Genomic DNA, 17,665 nt, shown 5'->3' on the forward strand with positions numbered 1-17,665 from the left:
CGATCCGTATCGAAGGCTTACGATGTCTGTATTAGCAGTTCGTCAGCGGTTTCGACAGCACCAATTCCTAGCCAGATCAATGCCTTTATTCTAAATCAAGCACCATACCCAAACCAGACGCATGAACGGTTTGGCCGTTTTAGCATGTTCTTGCCGTCGTCCTGCGGGGACGGCAATCGTTAAACGGTCCAGATTGTCACGCATGCAATTGTATTGGCCTGTGGGCAACAGCTCTTGATATGGATCAATACGGCACAATCGACGCCGCTTTCCAGGCGAAAATGCTAGAATCATCAGGTTTTGCAACGCACGCAGGCGATCATGAACCAGTCCATCCCAGTCCACTACACTCTGCGGCCGGTTTCCCCGGAGGCCCACCTGTTCGAAGCCACGGTTACAGTTTTGCAACCTGCGAAGAATGGCCAGATTTTTTCGCTGCCGACCTGGATTCCCGGCAGCTATATGATACGTGAATTTTCCAAGCACCTTGGCCAAATCCAGGCGGAAGCCGGCGGCAAGCCGGTGGTGGTGCGCCAGCTGGAGAAAAACCGTTGGCAGGCCGATCCGGCCAAGGGCGCGCTGACCCTGCGCTACCCGGTCTATGCATTTGATCTGTCCGTGCGCGGCGCTTATCTGGACGGCGAGCGCGGCTTTTACAATGGCAGCAGCGTGTTCCTGGCGGCGGAAGGCTACGAGGACGCGCCGTGCAGCGTGGACATCCTGGCGCCGGAAGGCAAGTCTTATGCGGATTGGAAAATCGCCACCAGCCTGCCGGCCGTGGAGGTCAAGAAAAAGAGCGGCTTCGGCCGTTACCAGGCGTCCAGCTACGATGAGCTGATCGACCACCCGGTGGAAATGGGCGCGTTTCAGAAAGTCAGCTTCAAGGCCTGCGGCGTGCCGCATGAGTTCGTCGTGTCCGGCCGCTTCCAGGGCGATCTGAAGCGCCTGGCGGACGACACCAAGAAAATCTGCGAATACCAGATCCAGCTGTTCGGCGAACCCGCGCCGTTCGAGCGCTATGTGTTCATGCTGTTCGTCGGCAAGGATATCTACGGCGGCCTGGAGCATCGCGCCTCCACCGCCCTGGTGGCCAATCGCGACGACCTGCCGGCGCCCGGCGCGACCGAGATCAGCGATGGCTACCTCAAGCTCTTGGGCCTGATCAGCCACGAATACTTCCACAGCTGGAACGTCAAGCGCATGAAGCCGGCGGCGTTCACGCCGTACGACCTGAACCGCGAGGGCCATACCCGTTTGCTGTGGGCCTTCGAGGGCATCACCTCCTATTACGACGATTTGACCCTGGCGCGCTGCGGCCTGATAGACGAGAAGCGCTACCTGGGCCTGTTGGCCGAAACCATCACCGGCGTGCAACGCGGCGCGGGCAGGATGAAGCAAACGCTGGAGCAATCCAGTTTCGAGGCCTGGACCAAGTACTACCGCCAGGACGAAAATAGCCCCAACAGCATCGTCAGCTACTACACCAAGGGCGCGCTGGCCGCGCTGGCGCTGGACTTGACCATCCGCCGCGACAGCCAGGGCAAGCAATCGCTGGACGACGTGATGCTGGCGCTGTGGAAGAAATGGCTGGCGGACGGCAAGGGCCTGCAGGAAGACGAGTGGGAAAAGATCGCCATCGAAACCACCGGCCTCAAGCTGCAGCCTTTCTTTGATCTGGCGCTGCGTTCCACCGCAGAGCTGCCGCTGACCGAACTGTTGGCCAGCCAGGGCGTCGAAATGCAATTCGAGGCGGCGCAGGGCGCGGCCGACCGCGGCGGCGTGGTCGACGCCTTCGCCGGCAAGCCGGCGCCGCTGACGCTGGGCGTCAAGACCGCGGCCGACGCCGCCGGCGTCAAGCTGGCCCAGGTGCTGGACGGCGGCGCGGCCCAGGCGGCAGGCTTGTCCGGCGGCGACGTGGTGGTGGCGGTGGACAAGCTGCGCGCCTTCGATCTGGACAAGCAGATATCGCGTTATGCCGCAGGCGACCAGATCAAGCTGCATGCCTTCCGCCGCGATGAGCTGATGACCTTCGAGGCGACGCTGCGGGCGGCGCCGGCGGATACCTGCCGCCTGAAGCTGCTGCCGGATGGCGGCAAGTGGATTGCCGGCCGCTGAGCGGACCAGAACACACCGATGAGCGGCGCCGCGCGGCGCCGTTCCGTCTATGAATGAGGCCGGCCACAAGCCGGACGATAAGGAGAGACACGCATGGCTCAACAGCCGGAAGTGAAGTACCGCAAGGATTACCAGGCCCCGGCCTTTTTGATCGACCGCGTCGATCTGGTGTTCGATATTGAAGACGAAGCCACCCGCGTCCATTCCCGCCTGGTGGTGAACCGCAATGGCCACTCCACCGCCGGCGAGCTCAAGCTGGACGGCAGCGCCAAGCTGGTGTCCGTGGTGCTGGACGGCGAAAAACTGGACGACACGCGCTACAGCCTGGCCGATGACGTGCTGACCGTGAGCGGCGTGCCGGACAGCTTCATTCTGGAAGTGGAAACCGAACTGGACCCGGCCGGCAACACCAGCCTGATGGGTCTGTACGCGTCCAGCGGCAACCTGTTCACCCAGTGCGAGCCGGAAGGCTTCCGCAAGATCACCTATTACCTGGACCGTCCGGACGTGATGGCCAAGTTCACCACCACCATCAAGGCCGACAAGCAGAAATACCCGGTGCTGCTGTCCAACGGCAACAAGGTGGGCGAGGGCATGGTGGACAAGAAGCGCCACTGGGTTAAGTGGGTAGACCCGTACCGCAAGCCCGCCTATCTGTTCGCGCTGGTCGCCGGCAAGCTGGTCGCGCTGCGCGACAAGTTCGTCACCCTGAGCGGCCGCGAAGTGGCGCTGGAAATCTGGACCGAGCCGGCCGACCAGGACAAGACCGCGCACGCGATGGAGTCGGTCAAGCACTCGATGAAGTGGGACGAGGAGCGTTTCGGCCTGGAGTACGACCTGGACATCTATATGATCGTCGCCGTGGGCGACTTCAATATGGGCGCCATGGAGAACAAGGGCCTCAACATCTTCAACACCAAGTACGTGCTGGCGCGCCAGGACACCGCCACCGACACCGACTTCGAAGACATCGAAGCCGTGATCGGCCACGAATACTTCCACAACTGGACCGGCAACCGCGTCACCTGCCGCGACTGGTTCCAGCTGAGCCTGAAAGAAGGCCTGACAGTTTATCGCGACCAGGAATTCAGCGCCGACATGTATAGCCGCGCGGTCAAGCGCATCGAGGACGTCAAGGGCCTGCGCATGGCGCAGTTCCCGGAAGACGCCGGCCCGACCGCGCACCCGATCCGTCCGGACAGCTATATCGAGATGAACAACTTCTACACCATGACCGTGTACGAGAAGGGCGCGGAAGTGGTGCGGATGTATGAAACCCTGTTGGGCCGCGACGGCTTCCGCAAGGGCATGGACCTGTACTTCAAGCGCCATGACGGCCAGGCTGTCACCTGCGACGACTTCCGCGCGGCGATGGCCGACGCCAACGACGCCGATCTGGAACAGTTCGCCCTGTGGTACAGCCAGGCCGGCACGCCGCGCCTGGCCGTGTCGTCCAGCTACAATCCGGCAGAGCAAAGCTACACCCTGACCGTCAAGCAAAGCTGCCCCGCCACGCCGGGCCAGGACGTCAAGCAGCCTTTCCACATCCCGCTGGCCCTGGGCCTGGTGGGCGCGGACGGCAAGGACCTGCCGCTGCGTCTGGCCGGCGAGGCCGAGGCGGTCGGCTCCTCGCGCGTGCTGGACATCAAGGCAGCCGAGCAGCGCTTCACTTTCGTCGACATCCCGGCCGAGCCGGTGCCGTCCTTGCTGCGCGGCTTCTCCGCGCCGGTGAAGCTGGAATACGACTGGCGCGACGACCAGCTGGTGTTCCTGATGGCCAACGACAGCGATAGCTTCTGCCGCTGGGAGGCCGGCCAGACTTTCGCCGAACGCCTGTTCAAGCAATTGATCGACGACGTGGCCGCCGGCCGCGAGCTGAAGCTGTCCGAGGTGTTCATCGGCGCCTTCCGCGCGGTGCTGAAGGACCATAGCCTGGACCCGGCCTTCAAGGCTTTCATGCTGATGTTGCCGAGCGAAGGCGAAATCCTGGAAATGGTGGATGTGGCCGACCCGGCCGTCATCCATCAGGTGCGCGACTTTGTGCTGGACCAGCTGGCGCAAGCCCTGCGCGGCGAATGGCGCGAAGCTTACGAGCTGAACGTGACGCGCGAGTACAAGCCGCAAGACGCCGGCAAACGCAGCCTGAAGAACCGCGCGCTGTGGATGCTGAACCGCCTGGACGACGCCTGGCCGGCGGAGACGGCGGCCAAGCAATGTCTGGATGCGGACAATATGACCGACCAGATGGGCGCGCTGCTGGCGTTGCGCGACCGCGATGGCGAAGAGCGCGACGAGTGCCTCACCGCCTTCGCCTCGCGCTGGCAGAATGAGGCGCTGGTGATGGACAAGTTCTTCATGCTGATAGGCGGCAGCCAGGTGGAGGGCACGCTGGAACATGTGACCGCGGCCCTGCAGCACCCGGCGTTCACCTTGAAGAATCCGAACAAGGTGCGCGCGCTGCTGGGCGCGTTCGGCGCCAATATGTTCCATTTCCACGCGGCGGACGGCAGCGGCTACCGCTTCCTGGCCGACCGCATCCTGGAGCTGGACGCCATCAATCCGCAGGGCGCCAGCGGCCTGACCCGCGCCTTCCGCCGCCTGAAAAAGCTGGAGCCGGGCCGCCAGGCCCTGATGCGCGCCGAGCTGGAGCGCATGGCCCAGGCGCCGCTGTCCAAGGACGTGTACGAGATCGTGTCCAAGATCCTGGCGTGATCCCTTGGTTCTCGTGGCCCGCGGGTATGGCCTGGCGTCCAAGCCGCGCTACGGGCTACGAGCTTTGGTAGGGCGGAAGCCTCGGCCTGCCGGGGCGTTCCGCCATTTAGCCAAGCGGAAGGCGGAACGCCCCTGAAGGGGCTTCCGCCCTACGCGGGCACCCAGCCATACGGGTTCGAAACACGCAATGAAAAACGCACCGGTAAACCCGGTGCGTTTTGCTTTGGCGCGAGAGACTCGGCGCTTATTCGATGCGCAGCCTTTGTCCCGCGCCGCCGCCGCGCCGTTTCGGCAGGTTCAGCAGCAACACGCCGTTTTCATACTTGGCGCTGGCCGCTTCGCGGTCGATGTCTTGCGGCAGCTGGAAGCTGCGCGACACCATGCCGTAGTAGCGTTCGCTGCGCAGGCTTTGCTGCTCCTGCTTTTGCTCGTCGCACTGTTTCACTTCGGCCTTGATCGTCACCAGCGGGCCGTCGATCTCGACGTGGATGTCCTCCTTGCCGACGCCGGGCAGTTCGGCCTCAACCTGGTAAGCCTGCTCGGTTTCTTTCACGTCCATCTTGATTTGCGCCGGCAGCGCGTCGCCATGCAGCGGCTTGATGAAGAAGCCGGGGGTGAAGTCGCGGAAAAATTCGTCAAACAGGCTATGGCGGCTGGGCAACATGCTCATTTGCTTCTCCTTTCCTATCAGTGGCTTACGGCGGTTGCCGTCCTGTTATGGAAGATAGGGCGCATGACGCCGGTTTCAAGTGGCCGCCAGCCCTCGGGCTTGATTCAGGTCAAATCAAGCGCGCAGCCACAGCCCGGCGAAATCGGTCCAGCCGTTGCCGCCCAGCTGCAGGCCCGCCAGCTGAGGGCTGGCGCGATGGCCGACTTTTTCATGCGACAGCGGAAGCAGCCAGCCTTCGGCCACCAGCCAGTCGCCTGCCCGCCGATAGCCCTCCTGGCGCGCGGAAAATGCCGGCTGGCCCTGCAGCTGGCGCATCTCGCCAGCCAGTCGGCCGGCGGCGGCATGGTCCAGGCCCAGGCGCAAGGTGCTGCAGCCGCTCAGCCATTCATACATGCCGTAGTCGCGGTCGTCGTGCAGGATTTCGCTGCACAGGATCAGGTCCGCTTGCGGCCGCCAGGCGGCGGAGTCGAAGAATTCGCGGCGCGTCAGGCAGCGCGCCACCAGGTCCACGCCCAGCGGCGACAGCCTTTGCGCCAGGGCGGCGGCCAAGGACGGGAAGCAGGGCAGGTCGTAATGAAACAGCGTCAGCGTCTGGCTGGACAGGCGCGGCGGCGCGGCAGATACCGGCCGTGGATGGGTCCAGCCGGGCTGCAGGCCCAGCGCCGGCTGACGCGCCTCGCTGGACGCTATCGGGTGCGGCGAGGCGAGGTAGCTCATCAGCGGCAGGCGTTGTTCGTCCGGTATGGCCGCGCCGCCAGGCGGGATCAGCAAATAGGTGCAGGCCGATTGCAGCATGGTGGCGCCGTTTTGGGTGCCGTATTCCAGCCGCAGATGGTAGTCCTGCTCGTTTGGCGAGGGGATGATCCACAGTTCGATCGCGTCCAGCAGCGCGCGCTCGCGGTAATGCCGGTCGAAGGCGGCCAGCTTCAGTCGCTGCGGGCTGTGCAGCTCGACGCGGAACGGCCCGCTGCCCACCGGCAGGCGCGCGAAGTCCGCGCCGCGCCGCTGCGGCACGATGGAGGCGTTGGCGGTGGCCAGCCGTTGCGGCCACAGGTAGTCCGCCTCGTCCAGCTGGCAGCTGAAAGACCAGGCGTCGTGGATGTCCACGCGGTTTAGATGAGCGTACAGCGAGTGATAGGGATTCTCCGGGCCTTTCAGGCGCAGCAGGCTGGCGGCGGCGGTTTCGGCGTCCAGCGCGGCGCCGTCGTGAAAGCGCAGCCCGGGCCGCAGCCAGAAGCGCCAGCCGCGCCCATCCGCATCGCTTTCCCAGTGGTGGGCCAGCGCGGGGCGCAGGCTTTTTCCTTGTTTGTCGTGCCGGCACAGCCGGTCGAACACTTGCCGCACCAGATGGGATTCCAAGCGTGAATTGACCAGCAGCGGGTCCAAGGTCAGCGGCGCGTGCGGAATGGGGATGCGCAGGCTGCGGCCGCTATCGCCGGCGCCCAAATGGGCGGGCAGCGCGGCCAGCAGCTGCTGCTGCCGGGCCGGCTCCAAGCGTGAGAAGGCCTGCTCCAGCTGGCCGCGCGCCAGCATGTCCTGCAGCTGTTGCCAGTCCAGCCCGTCCGGCGTTTGCGCGAGCCGCAGGGTGGAGCGATGGCCGCGGCCGCGGCCCGGCTGCCATTCCAGCCAGCCCAGCTCGCGCATCCTGGCCAATTGCAGGCGCGCGTTGCGCTCGCTGCAGCGCCACAACCGGGCCAGCTGCGGCAGGCCGGGCTGGGACGGGGTTTCGCCAAAGGCCTGATAGAGCAGCTGATATTGTTGGCGCAGGCGCATCGCGGCTCCTCAATAAAAGGGAAGTATTGATATTGGATTATATCCATTTTTACATTCCTCTTTTTTGGCCATACTGCTTTCGTTCCAATTGTTTTCAAGGTATTGCCGTGTCGCCGCACTCCCCCGCTGTCCGCCGCATTCTGTTGTCGTCCTTTCTGCTATCGCTGTCGCGCGCCGCGATCACGCCCTTGCTGGTGCTGACCTTGGCCAGGCAGCTTGGGCTGAGCCTGCAAGCCACTGGCGGCCTGCTGGGCGCGGTGTTGCTGGCCACGGCCTTGTTTGGCGTGTACGGCGGCTACTGGCTGGACAGGCTGCCGCGCGGACCGGCCTTGCGCGCGGCGGCGGTGTTGATGGGGCTGGGCAGCGCGCTGCTGCCCTATGCGCATGGTTACGCGGCGGTGGTGGCGGCGCTGGCGGCTGGCGAGCTGGCGATGACGCTGTACGGCATCGCGGTGAAGGCGATATTGAGTGATCTGGCGGAGGAATCGCAACGCGGCAGGGTGTTTTCCCTGCGCTATACCCTGGCCAACGCGGCCTGGGCGGTGGGGCCGCTGTTGTGCAGCGCCGCGCTGCTGTGGAACGAGCTGGCGCCGTTCTGGCTGGGCGGCGCGCTGGCGCTGGCCGGATGGCTGACCCAGCCGCGGCTGCCGTCGTTCCCGCGCGATATGGCGGCGCTGCCGGATGGCTTCGCCGCCACCTTGCGTACTTTGGCCGGCGACCGCGTGCTGGTGTGGTTCACGGCCAGCAGCCTGCTGGCCTATGTCGTGTATGGCCGCTTCTCCAGCTATCTGCCGCTCTATCTATTGACACGGATGGATGAGGCCGACGCCATGCGCTGGATGTCCGCCTTGATCAGCTGCAACGCCATCGTGGTGGTGGCGCTGCAATATCCGTTGGGGCGGCTGCTCAAGCCCAGGCGGCTGATCCGCTCCATCGTCGGCGGCTTCTTGTTGGTCGGTGCCGGCATGCTGTGGCTGGGCGCGGTGGACAGCCTGCCGATGATGTGCGCGGGCATCGCCCTGTTCACGCTGGGCGAAGTGGTGCTGGTGCCGGCGGAGTATCTTTACATCGACGCCATCGCGCCGGAGGCGCTGAAGGGCAGCTATTACGGCGCGCAAAACCTCGCCTCGCTGGGCGGCGCGCTGGGGCCGGCGCTGGCCGGCGCGCTGCTGGCGCATGGTCCGGCCTGGCTGCTGTTTGCCGTCTTGGCCATGCTGTGCGTGCTGGGCGCGGGGCTGGCGCTGTTCGGCGATAGGCTGCGTTTGCAACGTGCCGCCCCGGCTGCGGCTGCCGATGCTTCCGCTTTGCCGGCTTCTTTGTCATGATCAAGCGTTTGCTTGAATCGCTGCGCAGACGGCGACGGCATGATCCAACGAGGAAGCCATGGAGAAACTGCAACAGGATTTGTACGTGCCGGTGGGCCAGGACGAGCGGCTGTTCGTCAAGCGCATAGGCCGCGCCGGCGGCGCGCCGGTATTGATGGTGCACGGGGTGATGGCCAACGGCCGCATCTTTTATACCGATTCCGGCAAGGGCTTGGCCCACTTTCTGGCCGACGCCGGCTACGACGTCTACGTGGCGGACTTGCGCGGCCGCGGCAACAGCACGCCCAAGATCGGCCCGCATAGCCGCCACGGTCAAACAGAAACCATCTGCGAGGATTTGCCGGCCTTGCACGCCTTTGTGCGCGGCATGAGCGGCGGCCAGCGCGTGCACTGGATGGCGCACTCCTGGGGCGGCGTGCATATGAGCAGCTGCCTGGCCCGCTTCCCCGATATCGCCGTCGAAGTTGCCAATGTCGTTTATTTCGGCTCCAAGCGCAGCGTGCGCGTGCGGAATCTGAACAAGCTGATCGAGGTGGACTTCATGTGGAACACCGCCTCGCGCTGGCTGATCAAGGCATTCGGCTACCTGCCGGCGCGGCGCATCCGGCTGGGCGCGGACGACGAGAGCGACAAGAGCCATCTGCAGAGCAAGCTGTGGGCGCAGCCCAAGCCCTGGGTGGACAGCGACGACGGCTTCGACTACGCGGCCGCGGCGCGCCTGGGCCATTTGCCGCCGGTGCTGTATTTCGCAGCCGTCAACGATCCCTGCCGCGGCCACGCGGAGGATGTGCGCCGCTTTCGCGACGAATCCGGCCCGCATTTGTCGCGGCTGCACCTGCTGGGGCGCCGGGCCGGCCATCTGCACGATTACAACCATGTCTCGCTGCTGACCCATCCAGACGCGCCGCGCGACCATTTCCCCTTGGCCTTGGAATGGCTGGCGGGGCGCTACGACAAGGTGGCGGAGAATTATTGAGCCGGGCGCGGCTGAGCGCGAGAGGAGGCCGGGATGAGCGGGAGCGCTCTTCCCCCGCTGGAGACGGCGCGCCCGGCGGTGGCATCATTGCTAAATCTCCATGCGTGTCGAGTCGGGAAGTGGGGTATTTTTCTCCCTCGCGATAAATATTTCTGCCAAAGTGATTTGTCTATTCTTATTCGATGTGCGGTATTGGTATTGATCAGGATCAAGCCATGTTTTTTGGGGTTGTGATTGGTTTTTACTAGGGTGGGGAATTAAAGACAAGGCCGTCCTTTTTTTGCCACGCTGCATGGCAGGTAAAAAAGCGCTGTTTTATTCAAATAAGAGACATGTTGAGTGGGTAAGTCTAATGGAGGCTTGGCTCTACCCGCTTTGAATTTTAATTTCAAAGTATTTTCTGCCGCATGCCGTATTGACAGCTATGGGCCGCTAGTCGATAAAATCCGCCATCATGCTTGCGGTGCTTAGCTGAGTTTGCTCTGATGGTGTGCGCATTACCTGTCGTGTTTTGATTGCCGGCTGCCGCGCAAACTGATGCCATGCAATATGGCGCTGATGAGCGGCTAGCGCTTTTTAATAATGCGCCGTCGACTAATTTCAAACTGAATGGGTAATGAACATTATGGCTAGCTTCAATGCAGTATTGGCAAGAAATACCGACAAGGCCCCCAGTGGAATGGGTCTTTATTCTCAGACGACCGCTTTTTCACATTATAATAATCTGTCGGCGCAACTGCCGTTGGATCCCATCACCGGTCAACTGGTTGACGGCGGCATCAAGGCGCAAGCCGAGCAATGTTTTAAAAACCTTCAGGCCATTGTCGAGAGCATCGGCCACGTCATGGACGATGTGGTCCGGATCACCATCTTTTTGCAGGACATGGCGGATGGCGATGTCGTCTTGGCCGTTTATTCCCGTTTCTTCCCCGCCTATGTGCCCGCGCTGACCACGATGGCCGTCGCCGCGCTGCCCATGGGCGCGCAGGTGCAAGTGGAAGCATTGATTTCCAATGGCGAGGGCACCATACCCAATGCGCCGCAGGCGGGCGATCTGGTCAAGATGGCGCGCGATACGAATCGGGCGCCGACCAGCATGTTGTCGACGCAATCGGTCGCATTTTCGCATTACAACAATCTGTCGGCGCAATTGCCGATCGATCCCCAGTCCGGAAAACTGGTGGCTGGCGGCGTAAAAGAGCAGGCGGCTCAATGCTTGATCAATATTAAGTCGATCTTGGAGAGTATTGACGTGCCATTTGACGATATCGTCAAAGTCAATGTTTTCCTGAAAAACCTGTCCGATCTTGAGGCTGTCAATGAGGTCTACCGAACCTTCTTCCCGGATTCTGCTATCGCGCGCGCGGTGGCGTATCTGCCGGCTCGCACCGTAGTGGAGGTGGCGGCCTTGCCGATGGATGCCTTGGTGCAGATGGAGGCCGTGGTATCGCACGGCGATGGCACGCCGCCGCAAGCCGTGGAAGACCGGCATGGCATTGTGATCAAGGCGAATCATACCGATCGCGCCCCGCGTTGCGCGCTCTCCACCCAGACCGTGGCCTTTTCCCATTACAACCACCTTTCCGCCCAGCTGCCTTTGCATCCGGAAACGCTGGAAGTCGTGGCGGGCGGCGTCAAGGAACAGGCCGGTCAATGCTTGCGCAATATCCAAGCCATCGTGGAGAGCATAGGCCATGCGTTGGAAGACGTGGTCAAGGTGAATCTGTTTATCAAAAACATTGAAGATATCGGCGCGGTGGATGAGGTCTACGCGCAATTCTTCCCCGCAGGTTTGCCAGCGCGCAGGACGGTGGGCGTCGGCGCCTTGCCGCATGGCGCCTTGATCCAAATCGACGCCGTGGTGGCCAATGCCGAAGGCACGCCGCCGACGGCATGCTGAGATAGCGTGGCAGGGGGCGGAACAGCAAGCCGCCTCCTTTGAGCTTGGCGCAGGGTATTTGATCCGGCGCATTCGCTTTGCGGGCGGGCTTATGGTAGAAAGCCTCAGCCCGTTTTCCCGCGATTAAGCCCATGACTCAGCTGCAATTCGATCTCGATACCGTACTCGACACCCTGGCCGGCCAAGGCTGGATCGTCATCCCGCAGGCCCTGCCGGCCGACTTGACCGCCAATTTGCGCGAGGCCTGCCTGCAAGTATGGGACGAGGGGCGCTTCCATGAAGCCGCCACCGGCCGCGCCGATGGCCAGGCGCGCCGAGCCGAGATCCGCTCCGACTCGGTGTTGTGGCTGGATCAGGTGGATGAACTGCCGGCGGTGCGTGCCTACAACGCCGCGATGGACGAAATCATGCAGGCGGTGAACCGCGGCCTGTACCTGGGCCTGGCCGAGCTGGAGTCGCACTTTGCCGTCTACCCAGAAGGCGCCTTCTATAAAAAGCATCTGGACCGTTTTCAGGACGACGACGCGCGCACCTTGACCACGGTGTTCTACCTCAACGAGAACTGGCCGGCCGATGCCGGCGGCCAGATCCGCCTGTATCTGGACCAAGCTTGCGAAGCGTTCATCGACGTGGAGCCGGAGGCCGGCACCCTGGTGCTGTTCCTGGCGGACCGTTTCTGGCATGAGGTATTGCCGGCCAAGCAACAGCGTTTGTCGGTCACCGGCTGGTATCGCCGCCAGGGCGGCAGCTTGCCGTGGTGAAGGTTGTGAACGCAGGACTGAGTCCGAGCGGTACTTAACTTTCTCCATGTCTGCTCGGTTAATCTTGTCTTGGGATTTACCTGTGTAGCTGAATACTCAAGGCGGATTTACCGCCAGATGATGGTTTTGGTTCCTGGCATGAGAGCAAGCACTTTGGCGATGCGCCCAAGTCCCTTCAAGCCTGCCGACGGGTGGCAGGTCCGAGGTATTAAGCGGCTGCCTGTTTGAGCGATTTGACGCTAGCAAATCGCGAGTTCAGCCGCGCCTCGGGCCTGACGGGACCCGGCGGGGAGCCGCAGGCCAGGCTTGCAGGGTGGCTTTTAGGGGGGAGGGGATATTTGGCCAGGCAAATATCCCCTCCCTGCGAGCCGGGTAGACCCGGCATTGAAAATCATCATCCGCGCAGCGGATTCAAAAGCCACACTCTTAGAGTTGGCGCTTAGCAGGCCGTTGAAAAACCAACAGCCATTCATTTGGTATAATCATCAACATCCAACGAACCGCGAAAGCACCCGATGAGAGGCGTCCGCAACGACAGTCAGACGAGCCTGTTCAGCTACATCCAGCTGGAAGATCGCATCCCGGCCAATCACCCGCTGCGCAAGATCCGCCAGATGGTCGACCTGGTGCTCGGCTCGATGAATGAGGTATTCGACGGCTTATATTCCCGCGTCGGGCGGCCTTCGATTCCGCCTGAACATCTGCTGCGCGCCTCCCTGCTGCAAGTGCTCTACACCATCCGCTCCGAGCGGCTGCTGGTCGAGCAACTGGACTACAACCTGCTGTTTCGCTGGTTCGTCGGCCTTTCCGCCGATGCCCGCGTATGGGATCACTCGACCTTCTCGCAAAATCGCGACCGCTTGTTTACCGAAGACGTCGCCCGCGCCTTCTTCATTCGCGTACGCAGCCTGGCCGAGTGGGGCAAGCTCACCAGCGACGAACATTTCAGCGTCGACGGCACGCTGATCGATGCCTGGGCTTCGCACAAAAGCTTTGTTCACAAGGATGACGACACCTCCCCACCCGCAGGGCGCAACCCGGACGTCGATTTCCGGGGTGAGAAGCGAAGCAACCAGACGCATCAATCGCGAACCGATCCGGAAGCGCGACTGGCCCGCAAGAGCGCCGGCGACGCCAGCCGCTTGTGCCATATGGCCCATATCCTGACCGAGAACCGCAACGGTCTGGTGGTGGACGTCTCGGTGTCCGAGGTCAATGGCCACGCCGAAAACATCGAAGCGCTGAACCTGTTGCTGCGCAATGCCAAGAAAGGCAGCACCGTCGGCGCGGACAAGGGCTATGACACGCCGGCTTTCGTGAACGGCTGCAGAGACTTGGGCATCACGCCGCACGTGGCGCGCAAGCGTGTCGGCAGCGCCATCGACAGCCGCACCACGCGCCATGAGGGTTACGCGATCAGCCAGCGGCGACGCAAACGGATCGAGGAATGCTTCGGCTGGCTGAAAACCGTCGGAGGCCTTCGCAAAACCAAACTGATCGGCCGGGCCAAACTGGCCGGGCAAACTTTTTTAGCGTTTGCGACCTATAACCTGATCCGCATGGGCAGCCTGTCCGGCTGTTGGGGCGGATCGCATGTATAGGGCGTATTGCGCCCAAAATCGCCGGATAACCGGCAAACAGCCTGAAAACCCAGGCAGAGAGCGGATTTATTGGCATTCTGCCCGCTGAAACCGCCCATTTTTGTTCATATGGAAATGGGTTGGGGCAAGATCGACGTGTTTTTCAACGGCCTGTTAGCGCTGAGTTAAGTTGGCCTGCTTCGCCAACAGCGCCGCCCAGCGCGGATCGGCGGCGCTGCCGTCTTTCAATCCCACCCCGGTAGCCTGGCGCAGCGCGGCGTCTATCAGCCAGGCCAGCTTGAACGCGGCCAATGGGTAGGGCAGGCCGTCCGGCCGCACATTGGAAATGCAGTTGCGCTCGGCGTCGCTGCGGCCGGCGCGCGGCTCGGCGGTCAGGTAGAGGCCCAGGCTGTCCGGCGAGCTCAAGCCCGGCCGCTCGCCTATCAGCATCGCCGTCATTTTTGCGCCCATGATTTCCCCAGCCTCGTCGCCCAGCGCTACCCGCGCCTCGCGCGCGATCAGCAGCGGGCCAACGCGCAAACCCCTCTCCCGCAGCCGCGGCATGAGTTCGCGCAGCAATGGCGCCGCGTGCAGGGCGGGCGCGCGCGAGGACAGGCCGTCGCCGATGAGGATCAGCAGGTCGCAGCCCTTGTCCGGTTCGGCCGCCAACCGCGCGCGGCTGGCGTCGTCCAGTTGGCGGCCCAGGTCCGGCCGCTGCAGATACTCGGCGCGGCTGCCGGCGGCGCTGTGGATGTCGATGACGCGGTGGCCGTCGGCCGCCAGTTCCCCCGTCAATGCCGTTACATCCAGCGGCGTGTGCACTGCGTCGCGCGCCTGGGCGTGGGCCAAGGCGAAGCGCAGCGTCTCGCGGCAGGGCAGGCTGCTGCCGGCGCGGCCCAGCGCGATGCGGGCGGCGGTGAGGCGGGACAGCTCGCCCCAGCCGTCTTCGGTGATGGGATTTTGCTTTTCTTTCACGCCACGCCCTCCATCAGCGCCAGCAGGCGCTGGTTTCTATCCTGCGGCAGCAGCTTGCCGCCGCGGGTGATCTCCATCGTCTCCAGCCAGTCCTCGAACTCCGGGGCGCGCTTGAGGCCCAGCACATTGCGCAGATAGAGCGCGTCGTGGAAGGAGGTGCTCTGGTAGCCCAGCATGATGTCGTCGGCGCCGGGCACGCCGATGATGAAATGCGTTCCGGCCACGCCCAGCAAGGTCAGCAGCGCGTCCATGTCGTCCTGGTCGGCCTCGGCGTGGTTGGTGTAGCAGATGTCGCAGCCCATGGGCAGGCCCAGCAGCTTGCCGCAGAAATGGTCTTCCAGGCCGGCGCGGAGGATCTGCTTGCCGTTGTACAGGTACTCCGGGCCGATGAAGCCGACCACGGTGTTGACCAGCAAGGGCGAGTAGCGGCGCGCCACCGCGTAAGCGCGCGCCTCGCAAGTTTGCTGGTCCACGCCCCAATGGGCGTTGGCGGACAAGGCGCTGCCCTGGCCGGTCTCGAAATACATCACGTTGTTGCCCACCGTGCCGCGCTGCAGCTCCCGCGCCGCCTGATGCGCCTCGTCCAGCACGGCGAGGCTGACGCCGAAGCCGGCGTTGGCTTTCTCGGTGCCGGCTATCGACTGGAACACCAGGTCCACCGGCGCGCCCTGGCGGATCAGCTGCAGCGTGCTGGTGACGTGGGTCAGCACGCAGCTTTGCGTGGGAATGGCGTAGCGCTGGCGCACCTCGTCCAGCAAGGTCAGCAAGCCGCGGATGTCGTCCGGGCTGTCGCCGGCCGGGTTGATGCCGATCACCGCGTCGCCGGCGCCGTAGAGCAGGCCGTCCAGCATGGCGGCGGCGATGGCGCGCGGATCGTCGGCCGGGTGGTTGGGCTGCAGCCGCACGCCCATGCGGCCGGGCAGGCCCTGGGTGTTGCGAAAGGCGGTGACCACGCGGCATTTCTTCGCCGCCTGCACCAAATCCTGATTGCGCATCAGCTTGGACACCGCCGCCGCCATTTCCGGGGTGAGGCCCGGCGCCAGCGCGGCCAGCGTTTCCGCCGTGGCGGCGTCGGACAGCAGCCAGTCGCGCAGGCCGCCCACGGTCAGGTGGGACACGGCAGAGAAGGCGGCAGCGTCGTGGCTGTCCAGGATCTGCCGCGTCACCTCGTCTTCCTCGTAGGGAATCAGCGCCTGGTTGAGAAAGATGGTCAACGGCAGATCGGCCAGGCACATTTGCGCGGCCACCCGCTCCTCGGCGCTGGCGGCGGCCAGGCCGGCCAGCTGGTCGCCGGAACGCAGCGGGCTGGCGCGCGCCATCAGCGTTTTCAAGTCGTCGAAACGATAGCGGCGCGGGCCTATCGTAATGGCGTAGCTCATGTGGATGCCTTGAGGGGTTCTGCTTGGGTTTCGGGCGGCTCGCCGTGCAGCAACGCGTCCTGGACGGCTTCGGCGCGTTGGCGCGCGGTGGCGAGGAAGTACAGGTAGCCGGCGGCCAACATGGCGGCGAAGATGCCAGCCAGCAGCAGGTTGTAATAAATCATGGCGATCAGGCAGATGACGGAGCAGCCCAAGGCCAGCGCCGGCAGCCAGGGATAGCCCGGCGCGGCGTAGGGGCGATACAGCGCCGGCTCGCGGCCGCGCAGGCGGAACAGGGCCAGCATGGACACGATGTACATGACGATGGCGCCGAACACCGACAGGGTGACGATGTTGGCGGTCAGCGGCTGGCCGGCGATCTGCACCAGGTCGTCGCTGAAGATGGCGGCGATGCCGACCACGCCGCCGGCCAGGATGGCCCGATGCGGCGTTTGGAAGCGCGGATGGATGGCGGCCAGCGCGCGCGGCAAGTAGCCGGCGCGCGCCAGGGCGAAGATCTGCCGCGAATAACCCATGATGATGCCGTGGAAGGACGCCACCAGGCCGAACAGGCCCAGCCACACCAGCATGTGCAGCCAGCCGCTGTGCTCGCCGACGATCCGCTTCATCGCCTGCGGCAGCGGGTCGTTGATATTGGCCAGCCGGCTCCAGTCGCCGGCGCCGCCGGCCATGATCATCACGCCGAAGGCCAGCGCCACCAGGGTGAGGATGCCGGCGATGTAGGCGCGCGGAATGGTGCGCGCCGGGTCCTTGGCCTCCTCCGCCGCCATGGCCGCGCCCTCTATCGCCAGGAAAAACCAGATGGCGAAGGGCACGGCGGCGAACATGCCGCCGACCGCGCCCCAGTGGAAGGCGTCTTGACCCGCCCAGCCATGATGCAGGAAGTGATCCCAGCTAAAGCCTGGCGCCACCACGCCCATGAACACCAATAATTCAAATATGGCCAGCAGCGTGACGGCGAGTTCGAACATGGCGGCGATGCCGACGCCGGCGATGTTCAACGCCATGAACACCAAATAAGCGCCGCAGGCGGTCCATTTTGGTGCCAAGGACGGGAACTGCACGTTCAAGTAAGCGCCGATGGCCAGCGCGATGGCGGGCGGCGCGAACACGAATTCGCACAGGGTGGCGAAGCCGGCCAGGAAGCCGCCGATCGGGCCGAAGGCGCGGCGGGCGTAGGCGAAGGGACCGCCGGCGTGCGGAATGGCGGTGGTCAGCTCGGTGAAGCTGAAAATAAAGGCGGTATACATCAGCGCGACGAACACGGTGGCGCAGAGAAAACCCAAGGTGCCGGCCTGCGCCCAGCCATAGCTCCAGCCGAAATATTCGCCGGAAATCACCAGGCCGACGGCGATGCCCCATAATTGCCAGCCGCCTAGCTTGCGCGCCAGGCTGTGTGTCGATGCGTTCATTGGCAGCTCCTGTTCAGGATGAAAGGCCTTCGGAAGAAGGATGCCAAGCGAGTACGCAAAAATGATGCCAGTGGAATTGCGCCGACG

12 protein-coding genes are annotated in these 17,665 nt (G+C 63.8%); 7 read left to right on the forward strand and 5 right to left on the reverse strand.

Translation table 11 applies throughout. The features are described from left to right. Positions 1-321 precede the first annotated feature (321 nt). Entirely contained in the window at positions 322-2,115 is a 1,794-nt protein-coding gene (locus FYK34_RS01495) for a M61 family metallopeptidase (RefSeq protein ID WP_149294734.1), read from the forward strand. Positions 2,116-2,208: 93 nt separating this feature from the next. Next, positions 2,209-4,827 carry an aminopeptidase N gene (pepN, locus tag FYK34_RS01500; protein ID WP_149294735.1) on the forward strand — a complete coding sequence of 873 codons (2,619 nt, stop codon included), beginning with the start codon at positions 2,209-2,211 and terminating at the stop codon, positions 4,825-4,827. Positions 4,828-5,071: 244 nt separating this feature from the next. Here the strand turns inward: pepN and FYK34_RS01505 are convergent, their stop codons facing one another. Both FYK34_RS01505 and FYK34_RS01510 read right to left on the reverse strand, forming a co-directional pair. Further along, positions 5,072-5,497, reverse strand: a complete 426-nt coding sequence (locus FYK34_RS01505; protein WP_149294736.1) for an Hsp20/alpha crystallin family protein — start codon at positions 5,495-5,497, stop codon at positions 5,072-5,074. A 114-nt stretch (positions 5,498-5,611) separates the two neighbouring features. Continuing rightward, positions 5,612-7,270, reverse strand: a complete 1,659-nt coding sequence (locus tag FYK34_RS01510) for an SgrR family transcriptional regulator (protein ID WP_149294737.1) — start codon at positions 7,268-7,270, stop codon at positions 5,612-5,614. A 107-nt stretch (positions 7,271-7,377) separates the two neighbouring features. Here FYK34_RS01510 and FYK34_RS01515 point away from each other — a divergent pair, with 107 nt between their 5' ends. From FYK34_RS01515 to FYK34_RS01535, 5 genes are all read left to right on the forward strand, one after another. Further along, positions 7,378-8,595 (forward strand): MFS transporter, encoded by a 1,218-nt coding sequence (locus tag FYK34_RS01515; RefSeq protein ID WP_168209616.1) that lies wholly within the window; start codon positions 7,378-7,380, stop codon positions 8,593-8,595. A 58-nt stretch (positions 8,596-8,653) separates the two neighbouring features. Beyond that, positions 8,654-9,571 carry an alpha/beta fold hydrolase gene (locus FYK34_RS01520; protein ID WP_149294739.1) on the forward strand — a complete coding sequence of 306 codons (918 nt, stop codon included), beginning with the start codon at positions 8,654-8,656 and terminating at the stop codon, positions 9,569-9,571. 616 nt (positions 9,572-10,187) lie between these two features. Further along, the gene (locus FYK34_RS01525; RefSeq protein WP_231137343.1) at positions 10,188-11,471 is read left to right on the forward strand and encodes a Rid family hydrolase; all 1,284 of its coding nucleotides are present in this window, start codon (positions 10,188-10,190) and stop codon (positions 11,469-11,471) included. A gap of 131 nt (positions 11,472-11,602) precedes the next feature. Beyond that, a complete protein-coding gene (locus FYK34_RS01530; protein ID WP_149294740.1) occupies positions 11,603-12,232 on the forward strand; it encodes a 2OG-Fe(II) oxygenase in 630 nt (209 codons plus the stop codon). Between the two features lie 515 nt (positions 12,233-12,747). Further along, positions 12,748-13,833 (forward strand): IS5 family transposase, encoded by a 1,086-nt coding sequence (locus FYK34_RS01535; RefSeq protein ID WP_149294741.1) that lies wholly within the window; start codon positions 12,748-12,750, stop codon positions 13,831-13,833. Between the two features lie 153 nt (positions 13,834-13,986). On the opposite strand, the gene eutC is transcribed toward FYK34_RS01535, so the two are convergent. Genes eutC through eat form a run of 3 tightly spaced genes read right to left on the reverse strand, consistent with a single transcriptional unit; the run spans position 13,987 to position 17,578 of the window. After that, positions 13,987-14,787, reverse strand: coding sequence for an ethanolamine ammonia-lyase subunit EutC (gene eutC / locus FYK34_RS01540; RefSeq protein WP_149294742.1), 801 nt, complete (start codon positions 14,785-14,787; stop codon positions 13,987-13,989). Continuing rightward, entirely contained in the window at positions 14,784-16,166 is a 1,383-nt protein-coding gene (locus FYK34_RS01545) for an ethanolamine ammonia-lyase subunit EutB (RefSeq protein ID WP_149294743.1), read from the reverse strand. The genes eutC and FYK34_RS01545 overlap by 4 nt, the downstream gene beginning before the upstream one ends. Further along, positions 16,163-17,578, reverse strand: a complete 1,416-nt coding sequence (gene eat / locus FYK34_RS01550; protein ID WP_149294744.1) for an ethanolamine permease — start codon at positions 17,576-17,578, stop codon at positions 16,163-16,165. The genes FYK34_RS01545 and eat overlap by 4 nt, the downstream gene beginning before the upstream one ends. Between the last annotated feature and the right edge of the window lie 87 nt (positions 17,579-17,665).

The organism is Chromobacterium paludis (assembly GCF_008275125.1).
Classification (GTDB): domain Bacteria; phylum Pseudomonadota; class Gammaproteobacteria; order Burkholderiales; family Chromobacteriaceae; genus Chromobacterium; species Chromobacterium paludis.

What these genes read in the sequence shown, in the direction of transcription:
- eat (WP_149294744.1), bottom strand. Translation starts at nt 17,578, where the DNA reads ATGAACGCATCGACACACAGCCTGGCGCGCAAGCTAGGCGGCTGGCAA.
- FYK34_RS01535 (WP_149294741.1), top strand. Translation starts at nt 12,748, where the DNA reads ATGAGAGGCGTCCGCAACGACAGTCAGACGAGCCTGTTCAGCTACATC.
- FYK34_RS01525 (WP_231137343.1), top strand. Translation starts at nt 10,188, where the DNA reads ATGAACATTATGGCTAGCTTCAATGCAGTATTGGCAAGAAATACCGAC.
- FYK34_RS01530 (WP_149294740.1), top strand. Translation starts at nt 11,603, where the DNA reads ATGACTCAGCTGCAATTCGATCTCGATACCGTACTCGACACCCTGGCC.
- pepN (WP_149294735.1), top strand. Translation starts at nt 2,209, where the DNA reads ATGGCTCAACAGCCGGAAGTGAAGTACCGCAAGGATTACCAGGCCCCG.
- FYK34_RS01510 (WP_149294737.1), bottom strand. Translation starts at nt 7,270, where the DNA reads ATGCGCCTGCGCCAACAATATCAGCTGCTCTATCAGGCCTTTGGCGAA.
- FYK34_RS01545 (WP_149294743.1), bottom strand. Translation starts at nt 16,166, where the DNA reads ATGAGCTACGCCATTACGATAGGCCCGCGCCGCTATCGTTTCGACGAC.
- FYK34_RS01520 (WP_149294739.1), top strand. Translation starts at nt 8,654, where the DNA reads ATGGAGAAACTGCAACAGGATTTGTACGTGCCGGTGGGCCAGGACGAG.
- FYK34_RS01495 (WP_149294734.1), top strand. Translation starts at nt 322, where the DNA reads ATGAACCAGTCCATCCCAGTCCACTACACTCTGCGGCCGGTTTCCCCG.
- FYK34_RS01505 (WP_149294736.1), bottom strand. Translation starts at nt 5,497, where the DNA reads ATGAGCATGTTGCCCAGCCGCCATAGCCTGTTTGACGAATTTTTCCGC.